General features: G+C 57.8%; 21 protein-coding genes and 2 tRNA genes. 8 read left to right on the plus strand and 15 right to left on the minus strand.

Annotated elements, in window-relative coordinates; genetic code table 11:
- Nucleotides 1-4: 4 nt before the first annotated feature.
- The 8 genes from mobA to R5M92_RS05620 all read right to left on the minus strand — a co-directional run bounded on the left by mobA (nt 5) and on the right by R5M92_RS05620 (nt 6,594).
- Nucleotides 5-634, minus strand: coding sequence for a molybdenum cofactor guanylyltransferase MobA (mobA, locus tag R5M92_RS05585; protein WP_346798470.1), 630 nt, complete (start codon nt 632-634; stop codon nt 5-7).
- Nucleotides 627-1,865: a uracil-xanthine permease family protein gene (locus R5M92_RS05590; protein WP_346798472.1), complete on the minus strand. Its 1,239-nt coding sequence runs from the start codon at nt 1,863-1,865 to the stop codon at nt 627-629. The genes mobA and R5M92_RS05590 overlap by 8 nt, the downstream gene beginning before the upstream one ends.
- A gap of 82 nt (nt 1,866-1,947) precedes the next feature.
- On the minus strand, nt 1,948-2,577 hold the full coding sequence (upp, locus tag R5M92_RS05595) for a uracil phosphoribosyltransferase (protein ID WP_346798473.1): 630 nt from the start codon (nt 2,575-2,577) through the stop codon (nt 1,948-1,950).
- Nucleotides 2,578-2,671: 94 nt separating this feature from the next.
- Nucleotides 2,672-3,358: a uracil-DNA glycosylase gene (gene ung, locus R5M92_RS05600; protein ID WP_346798475.1), complete on the minus strand. Its 687-nt coding sequence runs from the start codon at nt 3,356-3,358 to the stop codon at nt 2,672-2,674.
- Entirely contained in the window at nt 3,358-3,837 is a 480-nt protein-coding gene (gene gpt, locus R5M92_RS05605; RefSeq protein ID WP_346798477.1) for a xanthine phosphoribosyltransferase, read from the minus strand. The genes ung and gpt overlap by 1 nt, the downstream gene beginning before the upstream one ends.
- A gap of 9 nt (nt 3,838-3,846) precedes the next feature.
- The gene (locus R5M92_RS05610) at nt 3,847-4,392 is read right to left on the minus strand and encodes an adenine phosphoribosyltransferase (RefSeq protein WP_346798479.1); all 546 of its coding nucleotides are present in this window, start codon (nt 4,390-4,392) and stop codon (nt 3,847-3,849) included.
- Between the two features lie 35 nt (nt 4,393-4,427).
- On the minus strand, nt 4,428-5,729 hold the full coding sequence (locus R5M92_RS05615; RefSeq protein WP_346798480.1) for an NCS2 family permease: 1,302 nt from the start codon (nt 5,727-5,729) through the stop codon (nt 4,428-4,430).
- A 235-nt stretch (nt 5,730-5,964) separates the two neighbouring features.
- A complete protein-coding gene (locus R5M92_RS05620) occupies nt 5,965-6,594 on the minus strand; it encodes a riboflavin synthase subunit alpha (RefSeq protein WP_346798482.1) in 630 nt (209 codons plus the stop codon).
- A gap of 489 nt (nt 6,595-7,083) precedes the next feature.
- On the opposite strand from R5M92_RS05620, the gene R5M92_RS05625 reads away from it, so the two are divergent.
- The 4 genes from R5M92_RS05625 (at nt 7,084) to R5M92_RS05640 (ending at nt 10,268) form a co-directional block, all read left to right on the plus strand.
- On the plus strand, nt 7,084-8,127 hold the full coding sequence (locus tag R5M92_RS05625) for a methionine ABC transporter ATP-binding protein (protein WP_346798484.1): 1,044 nt from the start codon (nt 7,084-7,086) through the stop codon (nt 8,125-8,127).
- Entirely contained in the window at nt 8,108-8,761 is a 654-nt protein-coding gene (locus R5M92_RS05630; RefSeq protein ID WP_346798485.1) for a methionine ABC transporter permease, read from the plus strand. Before R5M92_RS05625 ends, R5M92_RS05630 begins: the two co-directional genes overlap by 20 nt.
- A gap of 93 nt (nt 8,762-8,854) precedes the next feature.
- On the plus strand, nt 8,855-9,652 hold the full coding sequence (locus R5M92_RS05635) for a MetQ/NlpA family ABC transporter substrate-binding protein (protein ID WP_346798487.1): 798 nt from the start codon (nt 8,855-8,857) through the stop codon (nt 9,650-9,652).
- Nucleotides 9,653-9,782: 130 nt separating this feature from the next.
- Entirely contained in the window at nt 9,783-10,268 is a 486-nt protein-coding gene (locus tag R5M92_RS05640; protein ID WP_346798488.1) for a GAF domain-containing protein, read from the plus strand.
- Nucleotides 10,269-10,329: 61 nt separating this feature from the next.
- On the opposite strand, the gene R5M92_RS05645 is transcribed toward R5M92_RS05640, so the two are convergent.
- Nucleotides 10,330-10,406: transfer RNA gene (locus R5M92_RS05645), tRNA-Val, on the minus strand.
- 37 nt (nt 10,407-10,443) lie between these two features.
- Nucleotides 10,444-10,520 (minus strand) — tRNA-Val (locus R5M92_RS05650).
- Nucleotides 10,521-10,806: 286 nt separating this feature from the next.
- Here R5M92_RS05650 and R5M92_RS05655 point away from each other — a divergent pair.
- Nucleotides 10,807-11,880 (plus strand): endonuclease/exonuclease/phosphatase family protein, encoded by a 1,074-nt coding sequence (locus R5M92_RS05655; RefSeq protein WP_346798490.1) that lies wholly within the window; start codon nt 10,807-10,809, stop codon nt 11,878-11,880.
- A 9-nt stretch (nt 11,881-11,889) separates the two neighbouring features.
- On the opposite strand, the gene R5M92_RS05660 is transcribed toward R5M92_RS05655, so the two are convergent.
- Nucleotides 11,890-13,266 carry a class II fumarate hydratase gene (locus R5M92_RS05660; protein WP_346798492.1) on the minus strand — a complete coding sequence of 459 codons (1,377 nt, stop codon included), beginning with the start codon at nt 13,264-13,266 and terminating at the stop codon, nt 11,890-11,892.
- 238 nt (nt 13,267-13,504) lie between these two features.
- Between R5M92_RS05660 and R5M92_RS05665 the strand changes: the two genes are divergently transcribed.
- The gene (locus R5M92_RS05665) at nt 13,505-13,870 is read left to right on the plus strand and encodes a phasin family protein (protein ID WP_346798494.1); all 366 of its coding nucleotides are present in this window, start codon (nt 13,505-13,507) and stop codon (nt 13,868-13,870) included.
- 147 nt (nt 13,871-14,017) lie between these two features.
- Here the strand turns inward: R5M92_RS05665 and hda are convergent, their stop codons facing one another.
- Together hda and R5M92_RS05675 are read right to left on the minus strand one after the other, a co-directional pair.
- Nucleotides 14,018-14,719 (minus strand): DnaA regulatory inactivator Hda, encoded by a 702-nt coding sequence (hda, locus tag R5M92_RS05670; protein WP_346798495.1) that lies wholly within the window; start codon nt 14,717-14,719, stop codon nt 14,018-14,020.
- Nucleotides 14,716-15,792, minus strand: coding sequence for an AI-2E family transporter (locus tag R5M92_RS05675; RefSeq protein WP_346798496.1), 1,077 nt, complete (start codon nt 15,790-15,792; stop codon nt 14,716-14,718). The genes hda and R5M92_RS05675 overlap by 4 nt, the downstream gene beginning before the upstream one ends.
- Before the next feature lie 140 nt (nt 15,793-15,932).
- Here R5M92_RS05675 and purM point away from each other — a divergent pair, with 140 nt between their 5' ends.
- Both purM and purN read left to right on the plus strand, forming a co-directional pair.
- Complete coding sequence (purM, locus tag R5M92_RS05680; RefSeq protein WP_346798498.1) at nt 15,933-17,009, plus strand: phosphoribosylformylglycinamidine cyclo-ligase; 1,077 nt, start codon at nt 15,933-15,935, stop codon at nt 17,007-17,009.
- The gene (gene purN / locus R5M92_RS05685; RefSeq protein WP_346798499.1) at nt 17,006-17,743 is read left to right on the plus strand and encodes a phosphoribosylglycinamide formyltransferase; all 738 of its coding nucleotides are present in this window, start codon (nt 17,006-17,008) and stop codon (nt 17,741-17,743) included. Before purM ends, purN begins: the two co-directional genes overlap by 4 nt.
- Before the next feature lie 126 nt (nt 17,744-17,869).
- Here the strand turns inward: purN and dcd are convergent, their stop codons facing one another.
- Entirely contained in the window at nt 17,870-18,436 is a 567-nt protein-coding gene (gene dcd / locus R5M92_RS05690; RefSeq protein ID WP_346798501.1) for a dCTP deaminase, read from the minus strand.
- 11 nt (nt 18,437-18,447) lie between these two features.
- Nucleotides 18,448-19,248, minus strand: coding sequence for an iron-sulfur cluster carrier protein ApbC (gene apbC / locus R5M92_RS05695; RefSeq protein WP_346799261.1), 801 nt, complete (start codon nt 19,246-19,248; stop codon nt 18,448-18,450).
- Between the last annotated feature and the right edge of the window lie 33 nt (nt 19,249-19,281).

Below are 19,281 nucleotides of genomic sequence, written 5' to 3' on the forward strand. Positions count from 1 at the left end.
TTTCTTATCCTCTCTCACGGTAGTGTGTCTCGTTTAATCGCGCTTCCAGCGCTTGGCACTGGTCGAGGCTATTCAAATTGATGAATGCGTCGGGACAATCGCTGAAATCCACTTCCATGACCTTGTGAGTTGCAAACCAGGTGGTCACCTTGCGCTCCCCTCTAGCCAAGGCCTGTTTCAGGCTATCGACAAGCCCTCGGTGCAAAAGTGCCACCACTGGATGGTTGCGTTCACCATCATGCGCCACGGCGATATCGGCCTTGCCGATGCCTGCCGCCAGACGCGCGACCAGGTCAAGGGGCAAGACGGGAGTATCGCAAGGCACCAATAGCACCCACCGGGTAGGACTGGTTTTCAATCCCGCCTGGATTCCCATCAGCGGACCTTGATACCCCTTCTGCTCATCCGATACCACAGTCACGCCGCGGCGGGAGTATTCAGTGCAGTGGCGATTGGCGCTGATGATGATGTCATTGACCTGCCCCTGGAGCCGCGCCATGACATGATCGACCAACGCCACCCCGGCCAGGCTTTCCAGCCCCTTGTCCACGCCGCCCATGCGCCGCCCTCTGCCACCGGCGAGAATGACGCCGGTGATCTCATGGCGTCCGGGTGCGCACGAGATCCTACTCATCGTCTCCCGCCCTGGGCAGCAGCCAGTTCAACACGATGCCCACCAGGGCCGCCAGGCTGACGCCTTGTAGCGTGAATTGTCCGCCACCGAACTGCATCCCGCCGATGCCGAAGACCAGAATCAAGGAGACCACCACCAGATTGCGCGGCGCGGTAAGCGACGCCCCAGCGCGTACCAGCGTGTTCATGCCGATTACGGCAATCGAGCCGAACAACAGCGTCATGATGCCCCCCATGACCGGGCCGGGAATGGTCTGCAACAAGGCGCCGAGCTTGGAAACGAATGCCAGCAGAATAGCAATCACCGCTGCTACCAGCATGTATTTGGGATTGAAGGCACGGGTCAACGTCACCGCCCCTGTCACTTCGGAATAGGTGGTGTTCGGCGGGCCACCGAACAGCGCCGCTATCGTGGTGGCCAGACCATCACCCAACAAGGTACGGTGCAGCCCCGGTTTTTCCAGATAATTGCGGCGTGTTACCGAGCCGATCGCCACCATGTCGCCGATATGTTCGACGGCCGGGGCGATAGCGACCGGAATCATGAACAGAATGGCCGCCCAATGGAACGCTGGGGCGGTAAAGTTGGGCAGTGATACCCACGCTGCCTCGCGTACCGGAGTGAAATCCACGACTCCCATCAACAAGGCCAGGCAATATCCCGTGACGATGCCACCCATGATAGGAATGAGACGCAGCAGGCCGCGTCCGAACACCGCCAGCACCAAGGTTACCAGTAAGCTGGCCATGGAAAGAAAGATGGCGGCAGGATAATCGATGTTGTCGCTGGTTTCCCCCGTGGCCATGCTCACTGCCACCGGTGCCAATGCCAGGCCGATCACCATGATTACCGGCCCCACCACTACCGCCGGTAGCAACCGGTGCAGCCAGGCGGTTCCCTTGAGCCTGACGGCCTGGGCAATCACCACGTAGACCAGCCCCGCCGCCATCAAGCCACCCATCGTCGCCGGAATACCGAAGTTGGCGATGGAGCCTTGGATGGGAGCAATGAAGGCAAACGACGAGGCAAGAAAAACTGGCACGCTCTGCCGCGTGACGAGATGGAACGCCAGGGTCCCCACTCCTGCGGTAAACAGAGCCACGCTCGGGTCCAGGCCTGTGAGCAACGGCACCAATACCAGCGCGCCAAAGGCCACAAATAGCATTTGCGCCCCGGTCAACAGAGTATGAAGTGTGGAATCCGCCTTGGCGGCAGAGGGAGGGACACTCATCTTTTTTGGCTCCATGAGAATCATCAGGACAAAAAAATACCCCCGACGCTGGCTGCGCAAGGGGCTTTATCGAACGGAACGCTTATCGGGTTCCAAATATCTTGTCACCGGCATCGCCGAGCCCGGGAACGATGTAACCATTTTCATCCAGGCGTTCGTCAACCGAGGCGGTATAGATCTCGATGCCGGGGTAAGCCTCCTCGACACGCCGGATACCTTCGGGCGCCGCCACCAGCACGATCACCTTCATATGCTTGCAACCCCGGTCACGCAGCATGTCCAGAGTCGCGACCATGGAACCGCCTGTGGCCAGCATGGGATCGATGACAATCGCCATGCGTTCTTCGATATCATTGGCGAACTTGGCGAAATAAGGTACGGGCTGCAGGGTTTCCTCATCGCGGTAAAGCCCCACGACGCTGACCCGAGCACTGGGAATCAGGTCCGTCACCCCTTCCAGCATGCCCAGCCCAGCCCGCAGAATGGGGACGATGGTGACTTTCTTGCCTTTGAGGCGTCGGGTATCGATCGGCGCGCCGTTCCAGCCTTCGATTTCGTGTGTTTCCAGCTCCAGATCCTTGGTTGCCTCATAGGTGAGAAGCTTGGCCACTTCTCCCGCTAGTTCGCGAAAGCTTTTCGTGCTTAGATCGACTTCGCGCATCAGCCCCAGCTTATGCTGAACCAGCGGATGATCAATGGCATATACACTCATGGGGCAAACCTCATTGCGGCAGATAGCGGGAACGACCTTGGTCGTAGGTCACACATAAAATTGCGCGCCATTCTACTCTCAACCAGCGTCAAGGTTAAGGGGAATCAGGTAACTGCCAATCAATCGGCTCACGGCCATTGAGTGCCAGGAACTCATTGGCTTGAGAAAACTGACGCGAACCGAAAAAGCCACGATGGGCGGAGAGCGGAGAAGGATGTGGCGATTCCAGAACGAGATGGCGCTGCTGGTCGATCAGGCTCTTCTTCTGCCTGGCATGAGCGCCCCACAGCAGAAATACGCTAGGCTCGGCATTTTCACTTACTGTGCGGATTGCCTTGTCGGTAAACGCCTCCCATCCCTTTCCGCGGTGGGCGCCGGCGTTGCCTTGTTCGACCGTCAGCGAGGCATTGAGCAACAGCACGCCCTGGCGCGCCCAGGGTTCGAGAAAGCCATGCTTGACCGGCACGAATCCGACGTCTGCGGCCAATTCCTTGTAGATATTGACCAGGGACGGTGGTACCCGAACCCCCGGCTTCACGGAGAAACTCAACCCATGCGCCTGATCGGGGCCGTGATAAGGGTCCTGCCCCAGAATGACAACCTTGACGCTTTCCAGCGGGGTCAACTGAAACGCCCGGAACCAGTTCGAAGAGTGCGGATAGATGACCTTCTTGGCGGCCTTCTCATCCGCCAGGAAACGCTTCAGTTCGCGCATGTAGCCAGCATCGAACTCGTCACCCAGATAACGATTCCAGTCGGCCGGAAGCGGGCTTGCCGTCATTACCTTTTCACCTGATCCACCAAGGGCTCGACATATGCCACGCCCATGTCCCAGGGAAACTGAATCCAGCAGTGTTGACCCACTTCCGTCAGATACTGGTCCACCAGTGGGCGGCCCTCGGGTTTTGCATAGATAGTGACGAAATGCGCCTTGGGAAGCATTTCGCGCACCGCACGCGCTGTCTTGCCGGTATCCACCAGGTCATCCACGAGCAGCCACCCTTCACCGTCGTGGTCGACTCCCTTCATGATATCCAGACCACCTTGATCCATATGGTCGTAGCTCTTGATACAGATGGTATCGATCAGGCGCACATTCAATTCACGGGCTATCAATGCCGCCGGGATCAAGCCTCCCCGGGTGATCGCCACGATGCCCTTGAAGTCACGTTCGACCAGCTGATGGCATAGCTGACGTACATCCCGATGAAGCTGATCCCAGGATACGGTGAAATGTTGATGATAGCGTTCGCTGCTCATGGGTCGGTGTTACTCGTTTTCGGTAAAGGAACAAACCGCGAAGACACCATAACCGGCTTCGCGAATCTTGGCGGAACCACCCAGCTCGGGCAAGTCGATGATGGTGGCGGTTTCCACGACTTGTCCCCCACTACGCTGAATCAGGTTGGCGGCGGCCAGCATTGTGCCACCGGTAGCGATCAGATCATCCATCAACAGAATTCGATCGTGCGGTTTGAAGGCATCGGCGTGCAGCTCCACTTCGGAATGACCGTACTCGAGCGTGTAGGTCTCGCTGATGGTCTTGAAAGGCAGCTTGCCTTTCTTGCGTACCGGCACAAAGCTGCAACCCAGCTCATAGGCCAGCGGCGCCCCGATGATGAAGCCGCGCGCGTCGATCGCCGCGATGGCATCCAGGTTCATTTCCTGATAGCGATGAACAAAGCTATCGATCAGCTTGCGAAATGCCGCGCTATTTTGCAGAAGCGGTGTAATGTCGCGGAAATTGACCCCGGGTTCAGGCCAATCGGAAACCGTGCGGATGACGGACTTGATGTAGTCGCCGTAGATGCTCATCGCGTCTCTCATAGAAGGGAAAACAAAGGCTCGGATTAATCCAGAAACAGATACTTGATCGCGAACAGCAGCGCCAGACAGATGACAGCCGGATTGAGGTCCTTGAAACGACCCGACAGCAGCTTGATGCCAGCATAGCTGATAAAGCCAAGCGCGATGCCTTCGGCGATCGAGAAGGTCAACGGCATGGCCAAGGCTGCGATCAACACTGGAGCCGCATCAGTGGCATCATCCCAATTGGCATGAGCCAGGCTGCCCGCCATCAGTACCGCCACGTAGAGCAGCGCCCCGGCGGTGGCATAGGCGGGTATGGAACCGGCCAAGGGCGCGAAGAACAAGCTGATAAGGAATAGTGCCGCCACCACTACCGCGGTCAACCCCGTACGACCACCGGAGACGATACCGGCCGTGGATTCAATATAGCTGGTGGTGGTGGAGGTACCCAGCGCGGCGCCTGCCATGGATGCTCCACTGTCGGCCATCATGGCGCGACCGATTCGCGGCAGCTTGCCATCCTTGTCCAGCAACTTGCCCCTCTGGGCCACACCGATCAGCGTACCCGAAGTATCGAAGAGATCCACGAACAGAAACGCGAAGATGACGCTCAGCATCGCCACGTCCAATGCACCCATGAGGTCCATGGCCATGAACGTGGGCGCGATGGAGGGAGGCATCGACATGAAGCCGCCGTATTCGTTGTGCCCCAGCACCATCGAAAGCACGGTAACGCCGAGGATGCCGATCATGACCGCGCCGGTAACGTTCAGGTAGGCAAGTGCCGTAATCACGAAGAATCCCAAAAATGCGTACAGGGCAGCCGGCTCGGAGAGGTCACCCAAGGCAACATAAGTCGCCGGATTGGCCACCACGATTCCCGCGTTTTTCATCGCGATCATGGCCAGGAACAGACCGATACCGGCGGCGATGCCCAAGCGCAGGGAGAGTGGTATGGAATTGATGATCCACTCGCGAATGCGGAAGATGCTCAGCAGAAAAAAACAGAAGCCCGAGAAGAACACCGCACCCAGGGCGGCTTCCCAGCTGTAACCCATGCCAAGCACGACGCCGTAAGTGAAAAAGGCATTCAAGCCCATACCCGGGGCCTGGGCGATGGGATAATTTGCCCACAGCCCCATGATCAGACAGCCCACGGCAGCCGCCAGACAAGTCGCCACGAACACTGCCCCATAATCCATTCCCGCTTCGGAAAGAATGCTGGGGTTGACGAAAATAATGTAGGCCATCGTCAGGAAGGTGGTGATCCCGGCGATAATCTCAGTCTTAACGTTCGTCTTGTGCTCGGTGAGCTTGAAATAGTTGTCCAGTAAACGTTTCATTTGTGTCGTTATCCTGCGCGCGTAACGCCTTGAAGCGTTGGAGATGCGAGAAAAGCCGCACATATTACCGAAAGGCCTCGCTGGATGCGAGACCGGGACATGGCGGCATTCGTAAACGGGTCCGAGACCCGCTGATTATTATCAAGCAAACGCCGGGCCACTTTTAACCGATCGGTCAATAACAGCCAATACGTCAGCCGCGATCGCTTACCGTATTGTTATGAGCACGGCCATCTTACCCGTGTCGGGCAGCCAGTACCCGTTCCACCGTTTCCACGATTGCCTGGGTCTGGGGATCGACTTCGATATTGACGTAATCGCCAGGGCCCCTTGTGCCCAAGGTAGTGCGCGCCAGGGTCTCAGGAATCAGATTGACACAGAACCGGGCATGCTCACTATCGTTCGCGGCCGTTACCGCGCCGACCGTAAGGCTGATACCATCCACGCCGATATAGCCTTTCTCGAAGACGAAACGCCCCATTTCGGCAGGCAAGCCAAACCACAGGCGCCGATTGTTGGGGGCTTCTTCCAACTCCACCAGCTCCACCATCCCCAGCACATGACCCGACATGGCGTGACCACCAATTTCATCGCCGAAACGCGCAGCTCGCTCTATATTGACGCAATCACCAACGTCTAATGCACCAAGATTGGTCAATTGCAGCGTCTCGCGCATCAAATCGAAGCTGATACGATTGTCGTCGATGTGCGTCACCGTCAGGCATACCCCGTTATGAGCGACCGAGGCTCCCAGGGCCAGGCCCGTACACAGATCGTTAGGCATTTTCACGACATGGGTGCGAAACGCCTCCAACTGGCGAATCTCCACTACCTCCGCCACACCTTGCACGATACCGGTAAACATGAACTCTCCTTACTAGGCGACGCCATTAACTCGCGGCCAAACTGATGACAAGTGATAATTGTGCATTAGGATGCCTCCCCATGCTTGCAGGCGCCAGCAAACGCACTTATGCCTTTCGTCATATGTGCGTCGATACCGGCCCTCAAGGTAACCGGAGCCCGAGCATATCGAGACCCAAGAGAGCGACTAAAAGAAAGATAAACTCTCAGATTGAAGAATTTTAGGCGTTACGACCAAGCAACTCCCATCCGTCATAAAAACCTGGCGAACGATTGACAATCTTCAAGGTACTACCTAGACTTTCGCCGCAATTATTACGACGCCGATTTGAACCCAGATTGCGGGCGTCCGCTGGAAGCTTCCAGTGAAGTGCAGCTAAAAGGGTGTGTCCAGCGTTGATGGCCACCCGCCAGGGTGGCCTTTTTTTGTTTCCCGCCCTACGCTTGCCCCTCGCATTCCGTCTTCGGCCTACCACAAGGCAGACGCCACATGATTCAATTGGAAAACATCACCAAGACCTACGGAACCGGCGATGCCGCCGTCCAGGCCTTGCAAAACGTCGATCTGCATATTCCTGCCGGCCAGGTCCATGGCGTGATAGGCCTATCGGGGGCAGGCAAGTCCACCTTGATCCGCTGCGTCAATCTCCTGGAGCGCCCCAGTTCCGGCCGAGTCATTGTGGACGGTCAGGAGATGACCCGTTTGAGCGCCCCGCAGCTCAACAAGGCCCGCCATCGTATTGGCATGATATTTCAACACTTCAATCTACTCACCACCCGTACGGTATATGACAACGTCGCCCTCCCCCTGGAGTTGATGGGCACCAAGCGTCAGGCCATTCGACAGCGTGTCCTGCCGCTGCTTGAATTGGTCGGATTACAGGACAAGGCAAGCCAGTACCCCGCCCAGCTTTCCGGTGGCCAGAAGCAGCGGGTGGCGATTGCCAGGGCGCTGGCGAGTGAGCCCCGCGTGCTGCTATGCGATGAAGCGACTTCGGCCTTGGACCCGCAAACCACCGGCTCCATCCTGGAGCTGTTGCGGGATATCAACCAGAAGCTCAACCTCACCATTCTACTCATTACCCATGAGATGGAAGTGGTAAAATCGATTTGTCACCGGGTCAGTTTGATCTCAGACGGCCAGCTGGTCGAGGAAGCCGAAGTCGGCGAGTTCTTCACTGCGCCACGCACCCAACTGGGGCGAGAATTTCTCAATGACTTTTTGCAACTGGAACCGCCCGCGGCGCTCATGGAGCGCCTGCTTCCATCCGCCACGGAGGATAGCCATCCCGTGGTACGCCTGACATTTTCCGGCGATGCGGTTTCCACGCCCTTGATCTCTCGCCTGGCACGCGACTGTGGTGTCGATGTCAGCATTCTTCAGGCCAAGGTAGAATCGATCCAGGATCGCACCCTGGGATTGATGATCGCCGAGCTGCTCGGCAGCAGCGAACAGACACGTCAAGCCATGCAATATCTTGAATCCCATCAACTACACGTAGAGGTCCTTGGGCATGTCCAGCGCGATGATTGATCTGATTTTCCAGGCCACGCTGGACACCCTCTACATGGTGGCGGTTTCAGGCGTGATCTCCACTCTGCTTGGCGTACCGCTGGGCATACTGCTGTATGTCACCCGGCCCCGGCAGATACTCGCCATGCCTATCCTTAACCAGATATTGGGCGTCGTCACCAATATTGGCCGCTCGGTGCCGTTCATCATCTTGATGGTGGCCATTATCCCCTTCACCCGGATGCTGGTAGGAACGTCGATCGGCATCAACGCCGCTTCGGTTCCCCTCACCATTGCCGCCATTCCGTTTGTCGCCCGCCTGGTGGAGGGAGCTTTCAACGAGCTCTCGCCTGGACTGATCGAAGCCGCCCAGTCCATGGGCGCCACTCCCTGGCAAATCGTGCGGAAAGTACTTTTGCCCGAAGCCAGAGGCGGCATCATCACCGGCTTGACCATCACCCTGGTGACACTGGTCAGTTATTCCGCCATGGCCGGTGCCGTGGGTGGCGGTGGCCTCGGGGACCTGGGGATACGCTATGGCTACAATCGCTTCAACCCGACCATCATGATAATAACTGTCGTCATCCTGGTCGTGATGGTGCAGGGCTTTCAAAGCCTGGGCGACTACCTGGTGCGCAAGAGCGATCGAAAGTAACGTCGCCTTTAATAACTAAAATGAATTAGACAGACGATTCTTATTCCCGCAATATCATTCAGGTTGCTTCACTACATAGAGGAGACTGCTGAAATGCATAAGCTACTACTGGGCGGCCTTACCGCCATTGCACTTGCCGTCAATACTGCCGCTGCCGAAACGCGTACCATCAAGATGGGCACCGTCGCCGGCCCCGAAACTGAAGTCATGCAGGTTGCGGCTCGCATTGCCCAGGAAGAGTACGACCTGAACGTCGAGATCATCGAGTTCACCGACTACGTCACACCCAACGCCGCACTGGCTGATGGCAGCCTGGATGCCAACGCCTATCAGCACGAGCCCTACATGCAATCCATGGTCAATGACCGTGGCTACGACTTCGCCATTGCCGGCTACACCTTCGTCTATCCGATCGGTGCGTATTCCGAAAAGCACTCTTCCATCGACGAGCTGCCCGACGGTGCTCAGATCGCGCTGCCCAACGACCCTTCCAACGAAGGTCGCGCGCTGATTCTGATGCATAACGAAGGCCTGATCACCCTCGAAGATCCGACAAACCTTGAAGCCACGCCGATCGATATTGCCGAAAACCCGCGCAATTTCCGCTTCCGCGAGATTGAAGCCGCTCAGCTGCCGCGTGTGCTCCCGGATGTCGACATGGCCTTCATCAACAACACCTTCGCCCAGCCGGCCGGCTTGCACCTCGATGATGCCTTGATCAAGGAAGGCCCCGAGTCTCCCTACGTCAATCTGATCGCGGTGCGCGGCGGTGACGAAACACGCGAAGATATTCGTCAGCTGGTGGATGCCTACCAGCGTGAAGAAGTCATCGAAAAAGCGGAAGAGCTGTTCAAGGGCGGTGCGGTGCCGGGTTGGACTGAAGCCGAGTAATACCCACTTCGTCTTTGTTGTAAGCAGCTATCAGGCCGGCCATGTGCCGGCCTGATTTATTTATAAAACGCATTGATAAAACGCATTAGTAACGTCTTTTGCATAATTCGATCATGGAGCCTGGCACGTCATGTCCAGTACGAAACCCGAATACGCCCTGCTCAGCCGCCAGCTGGATGCCCTGCTGGATACGCGCGACTGGCTGACCAACAGCGCTCAGACCTGCGCTTTTCTGATGCAGGCAATCGCCGATCTCAACTGGGTGGGGTTCTATCTACAGCGCCAGCCTGAAATGCTGCATCTAGGGCCTTTCCAAGGCAAGCCGGCCTGCCACCCGATCCCTTTCAGCAAGGGCGTCTGCGGCGCCGCCGCCCGCACACGAATGGTCCAACGTATCGAGGACGTCCATGCGGTCGCCGATCATATCGCCTGCGATGCCGATTCACGTGCAGAGCTGGTGATTCCTCTGGTGACCGGCAACAGTGTATGGGGCGTGCTGGACCTCGACAGCCCGCTTCCCGGCCGATTCAGCGAGCATGACGCTGTTGGAATCACAGACTTGATGCGTGTCTTTGTCCAGCGTACCGACCTGCCCGACTGGCAAGCGCGAGCCTAACCCACAAGTAGAAACGATCATAACCAAAAACGCCCCTGCACTTAGTGCAAGGGCGTTTCATTGGTAGGACCAGGCGGATTTGAACCGCCGACCTCCACGATGTCAACGTGGCGCTCTAACCAACTGAGCTATGGTCCTGTTGTTCGGGCTGCGGCGTGTCGTTGATAAAACGATCTGGTAGGACCAGGCGGATTTGAACCGCCGACCTCCACGATGTCAACGTGGCGCTCTAACCAACTGAGCTATGGTCCTGCTGCCGTGCAACGGATGCGTATTCTACGGACCCGCCGCTGAAATGCAAGCGTTTTTAGCTCTCTAGCAGCATGACGCTTGCTCGAGTCGTCCGCCCGTCTTGACGACAAGCGGGATACATTATTTGATGGGAACGAACGAGGCGTCGCCTCGACAACATGTCAAAACAGCGAAGCCAACCAGGATCATGGCCATTAAGCCGAGGAGATGCTGGATCAATACATGTATCGTCTTGGGCAACAACGAGTCTCCGCGCTGCCCAGCGGTACCATTCTGGAGTCAGGCCATGTTCGGCCCATTGCTAGGAAGCATTGCAGTCCTGTTATTTCTCGCCACCGTGATTGCTCGGGTACCCATGCGCTGGTGGTGGATTCGCAGTTTCGAGTTTCCCCGCGTGCAGATAGCCACTCTTGCCCTGTTTCCGTTGTTACTGGCTTTGGTACTCCCTATCTCCACCTCATGGCGTATATTCACTATCTGCGTCGCGCTACTGACGGTCGCACTCCAGCTTCGCCATATTCTTCCCTGGACGCCCCTATGGGCCAAGGATGTGAATGACGCCGATGAATCGGAAGCGGCGCCAGGCATTACCCTGATGATTGCCAACGTGTTGACTCCCAATCGTCAGGCCGACACCCTCATCGACATGATCAAGGCGCGCCAGCCCGATGTAATATTGACTCTGGAGTCGGATGAATGGTGGCAAAGCCAGCTGGACCCTCACCTCGATCGAGAGTGGCCTTATAGCGTCAAGATTCCCTTGGATAACCTGTACGGGATGCATCTCTACTCCCGACTACCGATGGAGGACACCAAGGTCAACTGGCTGATACAGGACGATATCCCTTCCATCACTACCTACCTGGTGCTGGAAGACGGCAGCCGTATACGCTTTTACGCCGTACACCCCCGCCCCCCGGCACCCAGTGAAAGCAAACGCTCCCTGTGGCGTGATGGCGAGCTGTTACTGGTAGGCAAGACGATCCACAAGAAGCCTTACCCCACCCTGGTTGCCGGCGACCTCAATGACGTAGCCTGGTCACGCACCACTCGGGCGTTCTGCCGTATCAGCGGCATGCTCGATCCACGTCGAGGGCGTGGCATGTTCAGCAGCTTCCATGCCCACTATCCACCGCTTCGCTGGCCTCTCGATCACATCTTTGTGACCCAGGAATTCACCCTGCTATCCATGCAGCGTTTATCCGCCTTCGGCTCCGATCACTTTCCCATCCTGGTAAGCCTGCGTTATCGGCCTTCTCGGGCCGACGAACATGACACTCCCAGCGCCGACAGCGAAGAGCGACAGGAAGCAAGGCAAACCATCGAGAAGGCCAAGTCAACGACCCAGCCCCGGGAGTGATTCTCGACGCTACTCGGGAACGCCACCATGGGTCAGCTTCATCGGGTCGAGCAGACGCTCCAGCTCTTCGCGGCTCAGGTCGGTCTGTTCCTGGGCCACATCGAGAATGGGCCGCCCCGCCTGGTAGGCTTGTTTGGCAATGGCAGCCGCGGCGTTATAACCAATCACGCCATTGAGAGCCGTCACCAGAATGGGGTTACGGGCCAAAGGTTGTTGCAGGTTATCTTCGCGAACCTTGAATGTGGCGATGGCTCGATCCGCCAATAGCCGCGCGGTATTGCCCATCAGCGTGATGGAACTCAGCAAATTGGATGCAACCAGAGGCAACATGACGTTCAACTGGAAATTACCGCTCTGCCCGGCCACGGTGATCGCCGTGTCATAGCCGATCACTTGAGCCGCGGCCTGGGCGGCGGATTCCGGAATCACCGGATTGACCTTGCCCGGCATGATGGAGCTGCCCGGCTGTAGCGCCTCCAGCTCGATCTCGCCAAGCCCCGCCAACGGGCCGGAATTCATCCAGCGCAGGTCATTGGCAATCTTCATTACCACACAGGCAAGGCCCTTGAGCTGACCGGAGAGCTCCACCGCCGCGTCCTGTGAGGCGAGGCTGGCGAAGAAGCTGTCATTGGGAACAAACGACAAACCGGTTTGCTCGCTGAGTCGGCGGGCCATCATTTCGGCAAACTGGGGCGGCGCATTGATACCCGTACCCACTGCCGTACCCCCTTGCGCCAGACGACACAGGCGCACCAAGGCGCTGTCGACTCGCTCGATAGCCTGCCCCACCTGGCTACCCCAGGCGCCCAGCTCCTGATCCATACGCAACGGCATGGCATCCATCAAGTGCGTACGGCCAGTCTTGACGATTTCCCGGCACTCATCGGCACGCTGCGCAATCTGTTTGCGCAGATGGATCAAGGCCGGGCGCAACGTCTGCGTCACGCCGAGCGCAGCCGCCACGTGAATAGCCGTCGGAATGACGTCGTTGCTCGACTGACCCATGTTGACATGATCGTTGGGATGCACGTCCACCCCATCACGTGAGGCCAGAGTCGCCAGGACTTCATTGACGTTCATGTTGCTTGACGTTCCCGAACCGGTCTGGAACACGTCCACGGGAAACTGGTCGTCGTGGTCGCCCTCAATTACCGCTTTCGCCGCCTTGATGATCGCCTCGGCGCGCGGTGCATCGAGCAGCCCCAGTTCCAGATTGGTGCTCGCCGCCGCCAGCTTGATACGTGCTATGGCATGAATGAACTGGCTGGGGAGCGGCATCCCCGATACCGGAAAATTATTGATTGCCCGCTGGGTCTGTGCGCCGTAAAGCGCATCAACCGGCACTTCCAGCTCGCCCATGCTATCGCGCTCTATGCGTGTATCCATTCGTTGGTCTCCTCTCGGTATACATTCCGTCGTAAGGCACTATCTGATATCACCATGGTGGCATTTCTAGCTTCATGCAAGTGCCTCTCATCGTCACGCCTGTAGAGATACTTCAAATGCATACGTAAGAATGTTGCACCGCACAAAACGACTTGTTATGCTGCGCTGCATGAAGATCAGAAGCGCCTTGCCTGGCCAATTCTGATCAAAGCCTGAACGACCCTGGAGGGTGCTAGCAATGCGTACATTAAACACCAATGAAATGACTCAGCAATTCGATAACCTGTTCATGGCGCCCCTGCGTGCCTACGCCACCTTGAGTGCCGATTTCACCGAGAAAATGATCAATGCCCAATTGGATGCCGGCAAGGCATACAGCGATACCGGCTTGGCTCAGGTGCGTGAATTCTTCAGTATCAAGGATGCAGAAGGCCTGCGCAGCTACATGGAAAGCCAGCAGAAAGTGGCCAAGTCATTGACCGAACGCGTCAAGGGCGATGCTGACAAGGTAGTGTCACTGCAACAGGATTTCATTCAGAAGAGCCAGAAACTGACTGAAGACAACGTCAAGCAAGCTCAGGAAGTCGCCACCAAGAGCGCTTGAACGTCCCGTACTGATGTGAGCGCACGAGCTTGAGCTCCGCTGCTGCTCGCAGCAAAACGAAAGCCGCCGCCGAATTGATTCGGCGGCGGCTTTCTGTTTGATCGCCTGGTACGGGTTAGCATCGAATCACGACAGTATCACCAGCCGCTACCAACCCAGCGATTGTTTCACGAACGGAATGGTCAGCTTGCGCTGCGCCGACAGGGACGCCTGATCCAGCACCTCCATCGCGCGACACAGTTCGGCCAATTCACGCGGGCCGCGATGGAGGATATATCGGGCTACATCCTCGGGAAGCTGCATTCCCCTGGCCTTGGCGCGAAGCTGCAAAGCTTCGAGACGTTTGCCATCATCCAGCGGCTGCACATGGTAGGTCACCCCCCAGCCCAGTCGCGATGCCAGATCGGGTAGTTGCACCCCGACTTGTCTGGGAGAGGCGGAGGCCGCGATAACCAGGCATTTCCCCGCATCGCGCAAGCGGTTGAAAGCATGAAACAAGGCTTCTTCCCAACGCTTGCGGCCCGCCACACATTCCAGGTCATCGATAGCCACTAGATCCAGACGCTCGATATCCTCGAGCATCAACGGTGGAAAGTGCCCCAGGTCCGCCAGTGGCAGGTAAAGGGCTCGCTTGTCATTATCCGAAGCGGCATGGCAAGCGGCTTGCAGCAGGTGGCTGCGACCCGTTCCTGCCTGCCCCCAGAGATAGAGATAGGTTTCTCCCTGCGGGGTCAGCTGGTGCTTCAGATGTGCGACCAGCGAAGCATTGTCGGCGGGCAGAAAATTGGCGAACGTGGCATCGTCACGCAGCCCCACTCCCAGTGGCAATTGCGCCGGCAATCGGCTCATGACGACTCTTCCTCCTGCTGAAGTTTCCGGGGTGTATCGTACAGGTCGCTGTTCTTGTAGCGTTCCATAACCTCCTTCAAAAGCACCACGATGACAGCCGCAATCGGCAACGCCAGTAGGACGCCCGTGAGGCCGAACAGGCTGCCCCCGGCCAGTACCGCGAAAATCACCGCCACTGGATGCAGACCAATCTTGTCGCCAAGCAACTTGGGCTGAAGCACGACGCTTTCCATCAACTGGCCGAACGAGAAAATCGCCACCACTGCCAGCAACGCCCACCAGGTACCGTACTGAAAGAAGGCGACGACCAGAGCGACACCGATACCGACGATAAACCCAAGAAACGGTACGATACTGGCAAGACCCGCCATCAGTCCGATCAGCAGACCGAAACTCAACCCCATCAGCGTCAGGCCGATGGAGTAGATACCTCCTAGGCACAGCATCACCAGAAGCTGCCCCCGCAGGAAGGCAGAAAGCACTTCATCGCAGCGCTTGGCAAGTCTTGTCACATCGGGTTCCCAGCGCCGTGGCAACAGATCATGGATGCTCTGCAACAGCCGATCCCAGTCCAGTAGAAGATAAAACGCCACGACGGGAATCAGGGCGACATATGTTACCCATGAAATAAAGGCCATTCCCGAGCGCCCCACCTGGCCCAGCAGCTGAGCCAGATAGCTGCCGGCATCCCGCCAGTTGTCCCCGATCATCTGCTGCACGTTTTCCAGTTCGCCGGTCAGGTCGTACCCCGTCCACTCGAATACCTGAGGTGCCAGCACTTGTTCTACCCAGGCGAAGATTCCCGGAGTCATTGCACCTAATTGCCGAATCTGATGTACGGCAAGCGGAACGAGGATCAACAATGCAACCACCATGATAAACAGCAGCACCAGGAACACGCTGCTTACCGCAAACGGTCGGTTCATCCCCCAACGCTCGAAACGGTCGGCCATCGGGTCGGCCAGATAGGTGAGGATCATCCCGGCGATGAATGGCATGAGCACCGCATCCAGGCGATAGAGCAGCAGCCCCACGATCACAATGCCGATAGCGGCCCACCACGTATTTCGCATGCAATAAACTCCTTCCAGGACAGAGCGCCGGCGGTGCGAGGCGCCCAAGCTGATGCTACAATCCGCGCTTAACATTATCACCGGCGCAGGCCTGCCTGGCCGACGGTAAGCGTCGTCATTCTTGCTTCACAGGATCCGTCATGACCGAGACTTCCTCTTCGCAGCCCGCCAAGCCCTCCTTGAGCTACAAGGACGCCGGCGTTGATATCGATGCCGGTAATGCCCTGGTGGATCGCATCAAGCACGTGGCCGGACGGACGACCCGTCCTGAAGTCATGGGCGGCCTGGGCGGGTTCGGTGCATTATGCCAGCTTCCGTCCGGCTACCGGGAGCCCGTGTTGGTCACCGGTACCGACGGCGTCGGCACCAAGCTGCGCCTGGCCATGGATCTCGGCCGACACGATACGATCGGGATCGACCTGGTCGCCATGTGCGTCAACGACTTGATTGTCGCCGGTGCCGAACCCCTACTGTTTCTCGACTACTATGCCACGGGCAAGCTGGATGTGGATATCGCCGCCGATGTCGTCAGCGGTATCGGCGACGGCTGCGAGCAGGCCGGTTGTGCTCTTGTGGGAGGCGAAACCGCAGAAATGCCGGGCATGTACGAAGGCAGCGACTACGACCTGGCTGGTTTTTGTGTGGGCATCGTCGAAAAATCCGAGATCCTCGATGGCAGCAAGGTCGGCGAAGGCGATGTGCTGTTGGGCCTGGCCTCTTCGGGTCCGCACTCCAACGGCTACTCACTGATTCGCAAGATACTCGAGGTCAGTGACGCGGATCTCACCATGGAAATGGATGGTCGGACCCTGGGGGAGGCGTTATTGGCGCCGACTCGCATCTACGTCAAACCGTTACTTTCGCTGTTGCGTGATAGCGGCGTTCCGGTCCATGCGCTCTCGCATATTACCGGTGGCGGTCTGCTGGAAAATCTACCACGTGTGTTGCCGGAATCGATGGCAGCGCACATCGATGCCGCTGCCTGGACTCGTCCTGCGGTCTTCGACTGGCTGCAGGCCGAGGGCAATGTCGAAGAGAACGAAATGTACCGCGTACTCAACTGCGGTATCGGCATGGTCATCGTGGTGCCGGCGGAAAAAGCCGATCAGGCAAGGGCTCACTTGCAGGCGCAAGGCGAGAGTGTCTACCGTATCGGTAGCATCGTCTCGCACGAAGCTCAGGCAGAAGCGGTCGTTCTGGAGAACCTTGCCTCATGAGCGACTCGGACTTCAACGGAGAAGGTCTGGGCGGCTTTACCCCCGAAACTACCCGCCCACCCCGGGTCGTGGTTCTGATTTCAGGTAATGGCAGTAATCTGCAGGCCCTGATCGATGCCCAGGAACACGACCGCCTGGGCGGTGAAATCGTCGCGGTGGTATCGAATGTCGCCGATGCCTACGGGCTGCAGCGCGCCCGCGACGCAAACATCGATGCCGTCGTCCTGCCCCACGGGGAGTACGATAATCGCGATGCCTACGACGGCGCACTGATCAAGGTGATCGAACGCCACGAGCCGGACCTGATCGTTCTGGCCGGTTTCATGCGCATTCTCAGTCAACGCTTCGTGCAACGCTATCTGGGCCGCATGCTGAATATCCATCCCTCACTGCTACCCGCCTATCAAGGACTCGGCACGCATGCCCTGGCACTGGCCGACGGCGTCTCGGAACATGGCTGCAGCGTGCATTTCGTGACCGAAGAACTGGATAGCGGCCCCGTAGTGCTGCAAGCCGTGGTCAAGGTAGCCGAGGATGATACCGTCGACAGCTTGAAAGAGAAGGTGCATGCCCGCGAGCATCTGATCTATCCCATTGCTGTGCGCTGGTTTCTCGAAGGACGCCTGCAGTTCAGCGGTGACTCAGCCACTATGGATGGTGTTGCGCTGCCGCCGTACGGCATGCGCCTCTCGCATGAAGATGCCGCCGAGGAACTGGACGAAGGCGAAGAGTAAACAGCTAGGCATGAGAGCCGTTACGCTCACGGTTAACGCCTATTGAGCGTGCAACAACAAAGAGCCGAGACGTATCACTACATCTCGGCTCTTTTCATTTCGTCAGCTTTTAAGCGGACGCCTAGCTCAGGTGCGCGGCAGTGTTACGCCACGCTGCCCCATGTATTTCCCGCCTCGATCCTTGTACGAGGTAGCACATACCTCGTCTGATTCCAGAAACAGCATCTGCGCTACCCCCTCGTGGGCATAGATCTTGGCCGGCAAATTGGTGGTGTTGGAGAATTCAAGGGTGACATGCCCTTCCCACTCCGGCTCCAGAGGTGTGACGTTGACGATGATGCCGCAACGCGCGTAGGTGGATTTGCCCAGGCAGATGGTCAACACGCTACGAGGAATACGAAAGTATTCGACGGTCCGCGCCAGCGCAAAGGAGTTGGGCGGAATGACGCAAACATCTCCTTTCACATCGACAAAGCTTTTTTCATCGAATGCCTTGGGGTCCACCACGGCGGAATTGATATTGGTGAAAACCTTGAAGTCATCGGCACAGCGCACATCGTAACCGTAGCTGGAGGTGCCGTAGGAAATGACGCGCTTTCCATCCACGTAACGCACCTGCTCCGCCTCGAAAGGCTCGATCATGGCGTCACGCTCGGCCATGCGTCGTATCCACTTGTCAGACTTGATACTCATGGGGTACTCGATTACTCGCTAAAGGAAATGGACGGCCCGTCATCGGAACTGCTCGCAACCTGTTCCGCCACCTGACGGGCGATCTCGCGGAATACTTGGGCGACCTCTCCCTCGGGTTCCGCAGCCACACTGGGGTTGCCGGAGTCTGCCAGCTCACGAATGGATAACGTCAAGGGGAGTCGTCCCAGAACCCGGGTATCATACTCAGCGGCGATCTTATCGCCTCCGCCCGTGCCGAAGATCGGTGCCTGATGACCACACGCCTCGCACTGGTAAAGGCTCATGTTCTCCACCACTCCCAATACCGGCACGCTGACCTTGCGGAACATCTCGATGCCCTTGCGCGCGTCCAGCAAGGCGATGTCCTGAGGAGTCGTCACGATCACCGCACCGGAAACCGGTACGCGCTGCGAAAGCGTCAACTGGATATCGCCGGTGCCCGGCGGCATGTCGATAAGCAGTATATCCACGTCCTCCCATGCCGTCTGGGTCAATAGCTGCTGAAAGGCACCGACCACCATCGGCCCTCGCCACACCATCGGCTGACGGGTATCCACAAGAAACGCCATGGACATCGCCTGGATGCCATGAGCACGCATGGGGTGAAAGCTGTTTTCTCCCGCCGGCTGCGGACGCGAACCCTCGGCGATACCCAGCATTTGCGCCTGGCTGGGGCCATGAATGTCGGCATCGAGTACTCCCACGCGATGCCCCTCGGCTGCCAACGCCAGTGCAAGGTTCACGGTTACCGTGGATTTTCCCACACCGCCCTTGCCGGACGCGACGGCTACTATGTGCTTGACTCCTTCGATCACGCGCGACTCCTCGATACTCAACGTTTAAAA

The organism is Halomonas sp. Bachu 37, assembly GCF_039691755.1.
Classification (GTDB): domain Bacteria; phylum Pseudomonadota; class Gammaproteobacteria; order Pseudomonadales; family Halomonadaceae; genus Vreelandella; species Vreelandella kashgarensis.

Bases quoted from the DNA above. Each gene is read 5' to 3' on its own strand.
- mobA (WP_346798470.1), bottom strand. From the start codon at position 634: ATGAGTAGGATCTCGTGCGCACCCGGACGCCATGAGATCACCGGCGTC.
- R5M92_RS05590 (WP_346798472.1), bottom strand. From the start codon at position 1,865: ATGAGTGTCCCTCCCTCTGCCGCCAAGGCGGATTCCACACTTCATACT.
- upp (WP_346798473.1), bottom strand. From the start codon at position 2,577: ATGAGTGTATATGCCATTGATCATCCGCTGGTTCAGCATAAGCTGGGG.
- ung (WP_346798475.1), bottom strand. From the start codon at position 3,358: ATGACGGCAAGCCCGCTTCCGGCCGACTGGAATCGTTATCTGGGTGAC.
- gpt (WP_346798477.1), bottom strand. From the start codon at position 3,837: ATGAGCAGCGAACGCTATCATCAACATTTCACCGTATCCTGGGATCAG.
- R5M92_RS05610 (WP_346798479.1), bottom strand. From the start codon at position 4,392: ATGAGCATCTACGGCGACTACATCAAGTCCGTCATCCGCACGGTTTCC.
- R5M92_RS05615 (WP_346798480.1), bottom strand. From the start codon at position 5,729: ATGAAACGTTTACTGGACAACTATTTCAAGCTCACCGAGCACAAGACG.
- R5M92_RS05620 (WP_346798482.1), bottom strand. From the start codon at position 6,594: ATGTTTACCGGTATCGTGCAAGGTGTGGCGGAGGTAGTGGAGATTCGC.
- R5M92_RS05625 (WP_346798484.1), top strand. From the start codon at position 7,084: ATGATTCAATTGGAAAACATCACCAAGACCTACGGAACCGGCGATGCC.
- R5M92_RS05630 (WP_346798485.1), top strand. From the start codon at position 8,108: ATGTCCAGCGCGATGATTGATCTGATTTTCCAGGCCACGCTGGACACC.
- R5M92_RS05635 (WP_346798487.1), top strand. From the start codon at position 8,855: ATGCATAAGCTACTACTGGGCGGCCTTACCGCCATTGCACTTGCCGTC.
- R5M92_RS05640 (WP_346798488.1), top strand. From the start codon at position 9,783: ATGTCCAGTACGAAACCCGAATACGCCCTGCTCAGCCGCCAGCTGGAT.
- R5M92_RS05655 (WP_346798490.1), top strand. From the start codon at position 10,807: ATGTTCGGCCCATTGCTAGGAAGCATTGCAGTCCTGTTATTTCTCGCC.
- R5M92_RS05660 (WP_346798492.1), bottom strand. From the start codon at position 13,266: ATGGATACACGCATAGAGCGCGATAGCATGGGCGAGCTGGAAGTGCCG.
- R5M92_RS05665 (WP_346798494.1), top strand. From the start codon at position 13,505: ATGCGTACATTAAACACCAATGAAATGACTCAGCAATTCGATAACCTG.
- hda (WP_346798495.1), bottom strand. From the start codon at position 14,719: ATGAGCCGATTGCCGGCGCAATTGCCACTGGGAGTGGGGCTGCGTGAC.
- R5M92_RS05675 (WP_346798496.1), bottom strand. From the start codon at position 15,792: ATGCGAAATACGTGGTGGGCCGCTATCGGCATTGTGATCGTGGGGCTG.
- purM (WP_346798498.1), top strand. From the start codon at position 15,933: ATGACCGAGACTTCCTCTTCGCAGCCCGCCAAGCCCTCCTTGAGCTAC.
- purN (WP_346798499.1), top strand. From the start codon at position 17,006: ATGAGCGACTCGGACTTCAACGGAGAAGGTCTGGGCGGCTTTACCCCC.
- dcd (WP_346798501.1), bottom strand. From the start codon at position 18,436: ATGAGTATCAAGTCTGACAAGTGGATACGACGCATGGCCGAGCGTGAC.